Raw genomic sequence first — 11,512 nt, 5'->3', positions numbered from 1 at the left:
GGAGGGGGTACCCACCGATCCGCCCGGCCACCCGGGCCGGGCGGACGCACCCGCGCTACCAGCCGCGGCCGGCGAACTTCTGGTCCTCGCCGAGGGAGGCGGCGTTGATGCCGACCATGGCCTCGCCGAGACCGCGGGACACCTTGGCGATCACGTCGGGGTCGTCGTGGAAGGTGGTGGCCTTCACGATCGCCTCGGCGCGCTGGGCCGGGTTGCCGGACTTGAAGATCCCGGAGCCGACGAAGACGCCCTCGGCGCCGAGCTGCATCATCATCGCGGCGTCGGCGGGGGTCGCGATGCCGCCGGCGGTGAACAGCACGACGGGCAGCTTGCCCGCCTGCGCGACCTCCTTGACCAGCTCGTAGGGGGCCTGGAGCTCCTTGGCCGCGACAAAGAGCTCGTCCTCGGGCAGGTTCTGCAGGCGGCGGATCTCCTGCCGGATCTTGCGCATGTGCGTGGTGGCGTTGGAGACGTCGCCGGTGCCCGCCTCACCCTTGGAGCGGATCATCGCCGCGCCCTCGGTGATGCGGCGCAGCGCCTCGCCCAGGCTGGTGGCCCCGCAGACGAAGGGGACGGTGAACGCCCACTTGTCGATGTGGTTGTCGTAGTCGGCGGGCGTGAGCACCTCGGACTCGTCGATGTAGTCGACGCCGAGGGCCTGCAGCACCTGCGCCTCGACGAAGTGGCCGATGCGGGCCTTGGCCATGACGGGGATGGAGACCGCGGCGATGATCCCGTCGATCATGTCGGGGTCGCTCATCCGGGAGATGCCGCCCTCGGCGCGGATGTCGGCGGGGACCCGCTCCAGGGCCATGACGGCGACCGCGCCCGCGTCTTCGGCGATCTTCGCCTGCTCGGGCGTGACGACGTCCATGATCACGCCGCCCTTGAGCATCTCCGCCATGCCGCGCTTGACGCGGGCGGTCCCGGTCTCGGGCGCGGCGTTGTCAGGGGCGGGAGTGGAAGTGGACACGGGCATTCCTCACGTGGACGGACGACAAGTCTTTTTCCCATGTTATTGCCTGCTCGCATGACCTCTCGACCCGGCAGAGTGTCAGCGGAGGGCGCCGGCCGCTTACGGAGTGACGGGCGGGGGCCGCCAGGCGCGGCGGGCTAGGGGATGTAGGGCTTTCCTTCGTTGACGAGCACGACCCAGACCTGGCCGCGGGCGAAGTTCATCGGCTTGCCGTCGGCGGTGCTGTAGGTGGTGCCCTTGTCCTCGGAGGGACGCGACCACTTGGCGCCGTAGGCCTTGCCGTCGCGCAGGACGACCGCGCGCCCGGTGCCGGTGGTGTGGATCAGCGGCGTGTAGCTGCCGAGGAAGTCGTGGAACTTCGAGCGGGTCGTCTTGGCGTACTGGACGACGACGGTCTTACCGCCGAGCACCCCGCCCTCGGCGGCGCGGTCGGGGGTGCCGCCCCAGCTGGCGAGCCACCGCTTCTGCTTGGCCGACCACGTGAAGCCCATCGTGGCGGTGGGCCACCGGGCGGTGAACGACCGGGTGGGCTTGCCGCCCTCGGGGGCGTCCCCGAAGGTGAAGCCGATGTCGCGCGGCTTGGCGGCCTTCGGCGCCTGCTTCAGCAGGTTCCTCGGATCGGCGTAGAGGTTGTAGGGGATGCGCCTGTCGCCGGAGCGGAAGTAGGCGCCGCCCGCGTTCTCCTGGGAGATGTCGTACACCGGCGCCTTGCGGATGTACTTCTTCATCTTGCTCTGGACGCCGGAGAACGCGAAGGCGGGACGGCCGAACTGCGGAAGGATGTGCAGGTCGGAGATGCGGGCGCTGCGGACGGGCCCGACCTTCTTCGGCAGCTTGGAGGAGTAGACCGCCATCAGCCGGGTCTCGCCGCCCTCGACCTGCTCGACGTAGACGATGTCGGCGGCCGAGACGCCGCTCTGCGGGAGCGCGGGCCGGGTGTTCTCGATCTTGACCGCGAGGACGGGGTTGCCCAGCCCCTTGGCGCCGCCGGTGAACGGATGCGTCGCGGGGGTCGGCGTCCCGCCGGCCTGGGGCGCGTCCGTGGCGCTCGGCGCCGGCGGCGGCGCCGGCTTCGCGCCGTCCGAGCCCGAGCAGGCCGACAGCCCGGCGCCGAGGACGAGGACGCCCATTCCCGCGGCCGCGCGTCCCCGGACGGTGGTGTCCCAGACAGATCGCACGATCTACCCCTCCTTTGGACGATCTGCCAGAGGGTAGCGAACGTGATCCCGTGCGCTCGCCCGTCCGGTGGTACGGCCGCGCGGGGCTCCCCCGATCAACGCGGCTCCGGCGGATCGCGGGCCGTCAGATCCCGGGCGGGTCGTCGTCGATCTCGAAGAAGTCCGGGAGCGGGGCCCTCCCGGCGAGCGGGAGCACGCGGATGAGCAGCTTGCGGCGCGCGATCCGGGCCTGGGAGACGGCGTCGTTGTAGAAGCGGCGGGCGTAGGCGACCTTCGCGGCGGCGGACGACAGCTCCTCCAGGACCGCCCTGCCGTCGCCGCCGCCCCGGGCGTCGAGCGCGTCGACGAACCCGGGCTGGTCGACGGTGGCGCGCAGGGCCCGCGACAGGTCGCTCTCGGCGAACTCGCGGCCCTCGGCGTCTGCGGTGCGGGCCTCGTGGGCGGCGGTGGCCAGCACCAGGCTGGTGGCGGGGTCCAGGAGCCGGGACGCGGCCAGCTCCAGCGTGGCGGCGGCGCGCCTGACGAGCGCGGCGTCGAGCGCGGCGCGGGCGGTCTCGACCCGCACGTGCAGCCGGTCGAGACGGGTGGCGCGCCACGACACGTACACCGCGATCAGGAAGACGACGGCGATCCAGAACAGGACGTCGATGACCCAGTCGTAGGACATGCGGCCCCTACGCCCCGAGCCCGGACTCGACCACGCGGACGCGGCCGCCGGTGACGGTCTCGTACACCCGCACCACGTCGCGGGCCACCGACGACCAGTCGTAGGTCCGCACGGCCGCGCGCGCCTCGGCCGACAGCTGCTTGCGGCGGGCCGGGTCGTCGAGCAGCGCCCCGGCCGCCGCGGCGAGCGCCTCGTGGTCGCCGACCGGGAACAGCACCCCGGCCCGGCCGCCGCGCAGGACGCGGTCGAACGCCTCGATGTCGCTGGCGATGATGGGCGCGCCCGCCGCCATGGCCTCGGCGAGGACGATGCCGAAGCTCTCGCCGCCGAGGTTGGGCGCGACGAACACGTCCACCGAGTGGTAGGCGCGGACCTTGTCGGCCTCGCTCACCAGGCCGAGCACGACGACGCGGTCGCGGAGGTCGGCCGGGACCCGGGCCAGCACGTCGCCGGCGTCGCCGGGGCCGGCGAGCAGCAGCCGCAGCCCGGGCCGCGCCCGGGCGAGGACCTCGAAGGCGCGCAGCAGCACCTGCAGGCCCTTGCGCGGCTCGTCCATCCGGCCGAGGAAGCCGAGCGCTCCCCCGTCGCCGCCCCCGGGCGGCGTGTCGGTGCGGCCGCGCCAGCCGGCCAGCGGCTCCGCCATCGCGTAGCGCTCGGTCGCGACGCCGTTCGGGATCAGCACGGCGTCGCCGCCGAGATGCTCGACGAGGGTGGTGCGGGCGGCCTCCGACACCGCGATCCGGCCGGTGATCTTCTCCAGGGCGCTCTGCAGGATCGGCGCGGTGACCGACAGCGCCCGCGACCTCTCGTAGGACGCGTGGAACGTGCCGACGATGGGCCCGTCGGCCGCCCAGCAGGCGAGCAGCCCGAGCGAGGGCGCGGCGGGCTCGTGGACGTGCAGGACGTCGAACCCGCCCTCGCGGATCCAGCGCCGGACCCGCCCGGCCGACAGGAAGCCGAACGCCAGCCGCGCGACCGAGCCGTTGTACGGGACGGGGACGGCGCGTCCGGCGGACGCGACGTAGGGCGGCAGGTCCGCGTCGTCGTCGGCGGGCGTGATGACCGACACCTCGTGACCGAGCGCGATCAGCGCCTCGGTGAGGTCGCCGATGTGCTGCTGGACACCGCCCGGCACGTCCCAGGTGTAGGGGCAGACGAGTCCCACCTTCATCGGCCGGCCCTCATCTTCGGCCGTCCGCGAGGTCGTCCACCCAGACCTTCTGCAGCATGTGCCAGTCCTCGGGGTGGGCGGCGATGCCCTCCTCGAAGGCGCGCGCGAGGTCCTGGGTCATGGCCTGGATCTTCTCCTGTCTGCCGCCCTCGTCCGGCACGGGGACCTCCTCGTGGACCCGCGCCGCCCAGTACTCGCCCTCATACCAGAGTGTCACGGGAATGAGGGCGGCGCCCGTCTGGAGGGCCAGCGCGGCCGACACGGCGGGCATCCGGGCGGTGGCGCCGAAGAACTCCACGTCGATGCCGCTCTCGGTCAGGTCGCGGTCGACGACCAGGCACACCGGCCGGCCGGCGCGCAGCCGCTGCGCCATCCGCCCGTAGGCGGAGGCGCCCTTGTGCGCGAGCACCTCCATCCCGAGGCCCTCGCGGAACTCGACGAACCGGTCGAACAGCGACGCGGGTTCGAGCCGCTCGGCGACGGTGGTGAAGGGGTAACCGTTGTGCACCAGCCACGCGCCCGCGTGCTCGTAGTTGCCCATGTGGGGAAGCGCCAGGATGACCCCGCGCCCGGAGTCGAGGTTGGTGAAGATCTTCTTTTCGCCGGTGACCCGCATCCGGCCGAGGATCCGCGCCCGGTCGTACTCGGGCAGGCGGAAGACCTCCAGCCAGTAGCGGAAGTAGGAGCGCAGGACCTTCTTGCTGAGGACGCGGACCTCGTCGTCGACGGCGTCCTTGCCGAGGACGCGGCACAGGTTCTTCTCCAGCTGCCGCACGCCGCCGCCGTAGCGGTGCCAGGTGCGGTCGGCGAGCGCGGCGAACAGCAGGCGCGCCGCGCTCTCCGGCATCTTGCGGACGACCGTCCAGCCCAGGGCGTAGACGGCGTCGGTCACCTCGTCCCGAAGGGACGGCGCCTCCGCGCGGCGGGGCGTGGTCATGGACGCGGCTCCGGCGTCTTCTCGGCTCCGTTCTGCGCGCCGTTCCCGGCCCCCGCGCCCGCGCCGGGCCTCGCCTGGGCGTACACCGCCGCGAACCGCTGCCCGACGGTGACGGTGCTGAGCACGGCGAGGCCCCAGAGGGCGACGGCGAGGATGTAGGGGACGCCGAGCCCGTCGAACCCGGCCGCGACCAGGACGACGATGAGGCGCTCGGCGCGCTCGGCGATGCCGACGTTGCAGGTGTAGCCGAGGCCCTCGGCGCGGGCCTTGGCGTAGGAGACCACGACCCCGGCGACCAGGCAGTACAGGGCGACCCCGGCGAGGGGCTCCTGCCCGGCCCGGTACAGCCCGATCATCAGCCCGGCGAAGATCGCGGCGTCGGCGACGCGGTCCATGGTGGAGTCCAGGAACGCGCCGAACGCGGAGATCTTCCCGGTGACCCGGGCGACCGCGCCGTCGAGCATGTCGAACAGCACGAACGCGGTGATGACCATCGTCCCCCAGAAGAACTCCCCGCGGGGGAACAGCACGAGCGCGCCGGCGGCGACGCCGATCGTCCCGATGACGGTGATGGCGTTCGGCGAGACCCCGGTCCGCGCGACCGCCTGTCCGACGGGGGTGAGGACTCGCCCCAGCGCGGGCCTGATCTTGTTGAGCATCGACGTCCGTTCTCGTGATCATCGGGAGTCGCGGCCACCGGGAGTCGTGCTCACCGGAGCGGCCCCGCCGCGGGCGACCGGCGCTCGCGCGGCGCGCCCATCGTAGTGCGCACGCCGCGGACGCGCGGCCGGTCGCCCGGGCCGCCGCCCCGCGGCCCGGACCGATCGCGGTTGTTTGCCGTTCACCCCTTGTGATCCCGGCCCTCACGGGAAAGGCTGTTGACACGGGTGTGACGTCGGTCACGCGCGATGGACGAGGTCGGACGCCGCACTCGGACGTCAGGGCCGGGCCCGCGGGGCCGGGCCCCAGCCGCACGCGGGCCTCCGCGAGAGGCCCGTCCGAGGAGGTAGTCATGGCGGACAAGGGAGGCCACCCGGGAGCCCCCGGCAGGGCACCGGAGGCCGACGGGTGCGACAGGGTGCGCAATGTCGCGCTGGTCGGCCATTCGGGGGCCGGCAAGACCACGCTCGTCGAGGCGCTGCTCGCCGCCACGGGCACGCTGCAGCGGGCGGGGAAGGTCGAGGACGGCACCACCGTCAGCGACTTCGACGAGGTCGAGGTGCGCCAGCAGCGCTCGGTCAACCTCGCGCTCGCGCCGCTGACGCACGGCGACATCAAGGTCAATCTCATCGACACGCCCGGCTACGCCGACTTCGTCGGCGACCTGCGGGCCGGGCTGCGGGCCGCCGACGCGGCCCTGTTCGTGATCTCGGCGGTGGACGGCATCGACGGGCTCACCCGGATGATCTGGGAGGAGTGCGCGGCGGTGCGGATGCCCCGCGCGGTCGTCATCACCAAGATCGACCAGCAGCGCGGCGACTACGACGACGTGGTCATGACCTGCCAGGACGTCTTCGGCGAGGGCGTCGCGCCGCTGTACTTCCCGGCCCAGGGCGACGACGGCCTCAAGGGCCTGATCGGGCTGCTGTCGCAGCGCTGCCTCGACTACTCGACCGGGAAGCGCACCGAGTGCGACCCCGATCCCCGGTACCTGGACCAGATCTCCGAGCAGCGCGCCTCGCTCATCGAGGGGATCATCCAGGAGAGCGAGGACGAGACCCTCATGGACCGCTACCTGTCCGGTGAGGAGATCGACGTCAAGGCGCTCATCGAGGACCTGGAGACCGCGGTGGCGCGCGGCAGCTTCTACCCCGTCCTCGCGACGTCGGTGCCGCACGGCGACCACCCCGGCCCGGTCGTCGGCATGCTGGAGCTCCTGGAGGTCATCACCCAGGCGTTCCCCTCCCCCCTCGAACACGGCATCCCGCCGGTGACCCCCGTGGCAGGCGGGCCCCCGAAGGAGATCTCCTGCGATCCGGACGGGCCGCTGGTCGCCGAGGTCGTCAAGACCACGTCCGACCCCTACGTCGGGCGGATCTCGCTGGTCCGCGTCTTCTCCGGGACGCTGCGCCCCGACACGACCGTGCACGTCTCCGGGCACGGCATGGAGGACCGCGGCCACGAGGACCACGACGTCGACGAGCGCGTAGGCGCGCTCACCTCGCCGCTGGGCAAGACGCAGCGCACCGTGGCGTCGTGCGGGGCGGGCGACATCTGCGCGGTGGCGAAGCTCGGGCGCGCCGAGACCGGCGACACGCTGTCGGATCCGGGCACTCCCCTGGTGATGGCTCCCTGGTCCATGCCGGACCCGCTGCTGCCGGTCGCGATCCGCGCGAAGTCCAAGGCCGACGAGGACAAGCTGAGCCAGGCGCTCGGCCGGCTCGTCGCCGAGGACCCGACGCTGCGGCTGGAGAACAACGCCGAGACGCGGCAGCTGGTGCTGTGGTGCATGGGCGAGGCCCACGCCGACGTGCTGATCGAACGGCTGCGGGCCCGGTACGGCGTCGAGGTCGAGCGGGTGGACCTGCGCGTCCCGCTGCGGGAGACGTTCGGCGGGGCGGCGAAGGGCCTCGGCCGGCACGTCAAGCAGAGCGGCGGGCACGGCCAGTACGGCATCTGCCACATCGACGTCGAGCCGCTGCCCTCCGGCGAGGGCTTCGAGTTCGTCGACAAGATCGTCGGCGGGGTCGTCCCGCGCCAGTTCATCCCGTCGGTCGAGAAGGGCGTCCGGCAGCAGATGGAGCGCGGCGTGTCCGCCGGGTACCCGATGGTCGACATCAGGGTCACGCTGCACGACGGCAAGGCCCACTCGGTCGACTCCTCGGACATGGCGTTCCAGGCCGCCGGGGCGCTCGCGCTGAAGGACGCGGCGGGCCGGGTGCCGATCCTGCTGCTGGAGCCGGTCGACGAGGTCGAGGTGCTGATCGCCGACGAGTACGTGGGACAGATCATGTCCGACCTCACCTCGCGGCGCGGCCGGGTGCTCGGCTCCCAGGCGGTGCCCGGCGGACGCACGATGATCAAGGCGGAGGTGCCGCAGCTGGAGATCGTCCGGTACGCGATCGACCTGCGGTCGATGTCGCAGGGCACCGGCACGTTCACCCGCGGCTTCCTGCGGTACGAGCCGCTCCCGTCGCATCTCGCCGACAAGGTCGCCGCCGACGGCAAGGACGGCTGACCGCACGCCCGCGGACGGGGTCCGGCGCGGGCCGGGCCCCGCCCGTCCCCTCCGCCGCGGTGACGCGCGGCGCCCGCGGACGCGACCTCGGGGGGAGCCGGGCTCATCCCGCAGGGTGACCCGCGATTCGGCCGCAGGACCGATGATCAGGGCCGGTCCGCGGTGGCATCGTGGTCGCACAATGGAAAACGTGGACGACCCCCGAGTCCCGGCCGCCCCCGGTCGCCGGGCGTTCATCAAGGGGTTCGGCCTGGCGGCCGCCGGAGCGGTCACGCTGGGCGCGGGGGCGGAGGCGGTCGGCGCCGTGGTCGGGTCCGGGAACCCGCCGTCGTCGGCGATGGCGGTGCCCATCGCCGGCCCGTGGCGGCCCGGGAGCGCGCACGTCGACGTGGTCTGGGGCGTCGACACCGCCCAGAAGCTCGTCGCCCTCACCTTCGACGACGGGCCGATGCCCAACTGGACGCCCATGGTGCACGACATCCTGGACGCCGAGCGGGTCAAGGCCACGTTCTTCCTCGTCGGGGAGCGGCTCGTCCGGCACGCGCGGCTCGTGCACGGGCGGATGGACCGGCACGAGGCCGGCAACCACACCTGGCAGCACCAGGACCTGTCGCGCCTCTCCGACGAGCGGGCCCTGGAGCAGCTGCGGCGCGCCCACAACGCCATCGGGCGGATCGTCGGGAAGGAGCCGCGGTTCCTGCGGCCCCCGTTCGGCCACCTGGGCGGGACCACGCTGAGCGCCGCGTGCCGGTTCGACTACGACATCGCGCTGTGGTCGATCAAGATGCTGGAGAAGACCTACGAGGACGACCCGCCGGCACTGGTGGACTACATCGTCGGCAACACAGGGCCCGGCACGATCCTGCTCGCCCACGACACCGGCAACCACGACCGCCTGGTCGCGCTGCGCAACCTCGTCCCCATGATCCGCGGCCTGCGCGCCAAGGGCTTCGAGTTCGTCACGGTCTCGGAGCTGATGAGCGTCTCGCAGGCCCCGTCCCGCGCGCCGGGCGACGGGGGCCTGCGGCGCGCCGTGCCCCCCGCCTAGGACGGCCGGCGCGCGGACGCCGGAAGGTCAGGCGTGCGGCCAGGCGTCGGCCAGCATCTGCCGGGTGTCGCGCAGGAGCTGCGGGAGCACCTTGGTGTGCCCGACGACCGGCATGAAGTTGGTGTCGCCGCCCCAGCGCGGGACGACATGCTGGTGCAGGTGGGCCGCGATGCCGGCGCCGGCGACGAGACCGAGGTTCATGCCGACGTTGAAGCCCTGCGCGCCGCTGGCCTTGCGCAGCGCCGTCAGGGACCGCTGCGTGAACGTCGCCAGCTCCACGTACTCCGGCTCTTCGAGGTCGGCGTAGTCGGCGACGTGCCGGTACGGGACCACCATCAGGTGCCCGGAGTTGTAGGGGTAGAGGTTCAGCACCGTGAACACCGACGTCCCGCGCGCGACGATGAGCCCGTCCTCGTCGCTCATCTTCGGGATCTCGCAGAACGGGCAGCCGTCGCCCGAGCCCGCGCCCGTGGGCTTGTTCTCGCCCTTGATGTAGGCCATCCGGTGCGGGGTCCAGAGCCGCTGGAAGTTGTCGGGCGTGCCGGCGCCGCCCCTCTCCTCCTCGAAGCGGGGCGTGCGCTCGTTCCCGGCGCCGGCCCCGGGCGCGTCCTCGCGCCCCTGCTGCACCACGGACTCCTCCGGCTCTGCGCTCAAGGCGGCGGTCTCCTTTTGTTCACGGCCTGACCAGCAGCATAGAGAGAGTCGCCCTCGGGGCTGTAGCCGGGATCCCCTAGCATGACCCGTCGGCGGGTCTTCGGACGCGCCCGCGATCCGGTGCCTGCGTGACGTTCCGCGCGTCGCTCCGACACCATGGTCACCCGACCGAACCGCAGGGAGCGATCATGACCGGGCTCGACAAGCGCCAGACCGGGAACGCCGAGCAGGGGCCGGGGGCCGGGCCCGGACCGCGGTTCCCCGGGGCGCCCGCCGGCCGCCCGGAGACCGATCCTCCCCCCGTCACGCCGTCGCAGGGCCCTGGTTCCCCGGCCGCACCTTCCCCTGGCGTGCCGTCCTCTGGCATGCCGTCCCAGAGCGTGCCGTCCCAGAGCGTGCCCTCCCCGAACATCCCGTCCCCGGGTGCGCCGCTGCCGGGGATGCCGCAGGGGGCGCCGCTGTCCGCGCCTCCCGCGACCGCGACGCAGCAGCCGGTCCCGCCGCCGCGGGGCGTGCTGTCGTCGGGGCCGAACGCGGTGCCGATGACCATGCACGGCTCGTCCGGCGACCTCAGCGCGCCGGTGGACGGCCGCATCACGATCGGCAACGCGGTGATCGGGAAGATCGCCGCGTTCGCCGCGCTGGAGGTGGAGGGCGTCGCCGGCCTCAGCGTCCGGGAGGAGCCCGCCGCCACGGGCGTTCGCGTCGTCCAGAACGACGACGAGGTCACGCTGGACGTCGCCATCGCCGTCGAGTACGGCCTCGTGATCAAGGACGTGGCGACGAAGGTGAAGGCGAACGTGGCGCGGGTGGCGGGCATGATGCTCGGGACGCGGGTCGCCGCCGTCAACGTGTCGGTCGAGGACGTCCGTCAGGCGGGACGGGCGTAGCAGTTCTCCATCCCGCCCCCCACCGAGATCGTGGTGACCTTGACGCGCTCGACCAGCTGCGGCGCGACGCCCGTGAAGTGGAACGTCTGCGGCCCGCCGGTGCGCACGGTCCTCTGCTGGGCGGTGGGCTCCCGTCCGCGCAGTGACAGCTCCGCCCGGATCGCGCCGCTGGCGGAGACCGCGATGACGACGTCCACGCCCGTGGGAGTGGCCCGGTAGGACGCCGTCCCCTTCGGGCAGGCGCCGACGCCGCCGCTCGATCCGTTCTGGGAAGGGATCTGCGGTCCGCCGCCCGGGCCGCCGGACCCGCCGGACCCGCCGCCGGGATAGGGCCGGTCGCCTCCGGTCTGCTGCGGTGCGGGACCGGTCGGGGTGACGGGCAGGCCCTCGCCTCCGGGGAGGCCCGTCCCCGCCTCCGGCGCGGACGGGTCCGCCGTCCCCCCGGAGCCGGCGGCCCCCTTCGTGCCCCCGTCCATCAGGGGCATGAGGAGCACGATGACGGCGGCCGCGACGAGCGCCAGGGTGCCGGTGTAACCGGCGATCCGGAGCCAGAGCGACCGCCCCCGCCGCCCCGGCCTCCTGGACTTCATCTCCGCTGACTCCCCGGTCCTCGAACGTGAGCGATGAGGCTACCGGCTCAGACCTGCACGCGGGTCCGCACGGCCTCGACGATCTCCTCGACCGCCTCGTCGATCGGGACGCCGTTCTTCTGCTCGCCGTTGCGGTACCGGAACGACACCGCGTCCTTGGCGACGTCGTCGTCGCCCGCCAGCAGCATGTACGGCACCTTCTGCTTCTGCGCGTTGCGGATCT

12 protein-coding genes are annotated in these 11,512 nt (G+C 73.1%); 3 read left to right on the top strand and 9 right to left on the bottom strand.

Going from position 1 to position 11,512, the window contains the following annotated elements; genetic code table 11:
* Nucleotides 1–55: 55 nt before the first annotated feature.
* From pdxS to pgsA, 6 genes are all read right to left on the bottom strand, one after another.
* Nucleotides 56–979 (bottom strand): pyridoxal 5'-phosphate synthase lyase subunit PdxS, encoded by a 924-nt coding sequence (gene pdxS / locus AB0C69_RS27750; RefSeq protein WP_345179069.1) that lies wholly within the window; start codon nucleotides 977–979, stop codon nucleotides 56–58.
* A gap of 134 nt (nucleotides 980–1,113) precedes the next feature.
* Entirely contained in the window at nucleotides 1,114–2,154 is a 1,041-nt protein-coding gene (locus AB0C69_RS27745; protein ID WP_360358152.1) for a DUF3048 domain-containing protein, read from the bottom strand.
* 124 nt (nucleotides 2,155–2,278) lie between these two features.
* Nucleotides 2,279–2,821 carry a hypothetical protein gene (locus tag AB0C69_RS27740; protein WP_360358151.1) on the bottom strand — a complete coding sequence of 181 codons (543 nt, stop codon included), beginning with the start codon at nucleotides 2,819–2,821 and terminating at the stop codon, nucleotides 2,279–2,281.
* 7 nt (nucleotides 2,822–2,828) lie between these two features.
* Nucleotides 2,829–3,992, bottom strand: a complete 1,164-nt coding sequence (locus AB0C69_RS27735; protein ID WP_360358150.1) for a glycosyltransferase family 4 protein — start codon at nucleotides 3,990–3,992, stop codon at nucleotides 2,829–2,831.
* Nucleotides 3,993–4,002: 10 nt separating this feature from the next.
* The gene (locus AB0C69_RS27730; RefSeq protein WP_345179077.1) at nucleotides 4,003–4,929 is read right to left on the bottom strand and encodes a phosphatidylinositol mannoside acyltransferase; all 927 of its coding nucleotides are present in this window, start codon (nucleotides 4,927–4,929) and stop codon (nucleotides 4,003–4,005) included.
* Entirely contained in the window at nucleotides 4,926–5,588 is a 663-nt protein-coding gene (gene pgsA, locus AB0C69_RS27725; protein ID WP_360358149.1) for a phosphatidylinositol phosphate synthase, read from the bottom strand. Before pgsA ends, AB0C69_RS27730 begins: the two co-directional genes overlap by 4 nt.
* A gap of 353 nt (nucleotides 5,589–5,941) precedes the next feature.
* On the opposite strand from pgsA, the gene AB0C69_RS27720 reads away from it, so the two are divergent.
* Nucleotides 5,942–8,107, top strand: coding sequence for an elongation factor G-like protein EF-G2 (locus AB0C69_RS27720; RefSeq protein WP_353834142.1), 2,166 nt, complete (start codon nucleotides 5,942–5,944; stop codon nucleotides 8,105–8,107).
* A gap of 190 nt (nucleotides 8,108–8,297) precedes the next feature.
* Complete coding sequence (locus AB0C69_RS27715; protein ID WP_345179081.1) at nucleotides 8,298–9,155, top strand: polysaccharide deacetylase family protein; 858 nt, start codon at nucleotides 8,298–8,300, stop codon at nucleotides 9,153–9,155.
* A gap of 27 nt (nucleotides 9,156–9,182) precedes the next feature.
* Here the strand turns inward: AB0C69_RS27715 and AB0C69_RS27710 are convergent, their stop codons facing one another.
* A complete protein-coding gene (locus AB0C69_RS27710; RefSeq protein WP_360358148.1) occupies nucleotides 9,183–9,809 on the bottom strand; it encodes an HIT domain-containing protein in 627 nt (208 codons plus the stop codon).
* Between the two features lie 188 nt (nucleotides 9,810–9,997).
* Here AB0C69_RS27710 and AB0C69_RS27705 point away from each other — a divergent pair, with 188 nt between their 5' ends.
* Nucleotides 9,998–10,699, top strand: coding sequence for an Asp23/Gls24 family envelope stress response protein (locus tag AB0C69_RS27705; protein WP_360358147.1), 702 nt, complete (start codon nucleotides 9,998–10,000; stop codon nucleotides 10,697–10,699).
* Here AB0C69_RS27705 and AB0C69_RS27700 read toward each other — a convergent pair.
* A complete protein-coding gene (locus AB0C69_RS27700; protein ID WP_360358146.1) occupies nucleotides 10,681–11,289 on the bottom strand; it encodes a hypothetical protein in 609 nt (202 codons plus the stop codon). The genes AB0C69_RS27705 and AB0C69_RS27700 overlap by 19 nt on opposite strands.
* A gap of 47 nt (nucleotides 11,290–11,336) precedes the next feature.
* Nucleotides 11,337–11,512 (bottom strand): His/Gly/Thr/Pro-type tRNA ligase C-terminal domain-containing protein (locus AB0C69_RS27695; protein ID WP_360358153.1); only part of this gene is annotated, 176 nt, incomplete at its 5' end.

The sequence above is a fragment of the Actinomadura sp. NPDC048032 genome (genome assembly GCF_040653175.1).
Classification (GTDB): Bacteria; Actinomycetota; Actinomycetes; order Streptosporangiales; family Streptosporangiaceae; genus Spirillospora; species Spirillospora verrucosospora.
This window is presented reverse-complemented; position numbering and strand designations above follow the sequence as displayed.

Coding starts and splice junctions, on each gene's coding strand:
- AB0C69_RS27740 (WP_360358151.1), bottom strand. CDS start 2,821: ATGTCCTACGACTGGGTCATCGACGTCCTGTTCTGGATCGCCGTCGTC.
- pgsA (WP_360358149.1), bottom strand. CDS start 5,588: ATGCTCAACAAGATCAGGCCCGCGCTGGGGCGAGTCCTCACCCCCGTC.
- AB0C69_RS27705 (WP_360358147.1), top strand. CDS start 9,998: ATGACCGGGCTCGACAAGCGCCAGACCGGGAACGCCGAGCAGGGGCCG.
- AB0C69_RS27720 (WP_353834142.1), top strand. CDS start 5,942: ATGGCGGACAAGGGAGGCCACCCGGGAGCCCCCGGCAGGGCACCGGAG.
- AB0C69_RS27700 (WP_360358146.1), bottom strand. CDS start 11,289: ATGAAGTCCAGGAGGCCGGGGCGGCGGGGGCGGTCGCTCTGGCTCCGG.
- pdxS (WP_345179069.1), bottom strand. CDS start 979: ATGCCCGTGTCCACTTCCACTCCCGCCCCTGACAACGCCGCGCCCGAG.
- AB0C69_RS27735 (WP_360358150.1), bottom strand. CDS start 3,992: ATGAAGGTGGGACTCGTCTGCCCCTACACCTGGGACGTGCCGGGCGGT.
- AB0C69_RS27730 (WP_345179077.1), bottom strand. CDS start 4,929: ATGACCACGCCCCGCCGCGCGGAGGCGCCGTCCCTTCGGGACGAGGTG.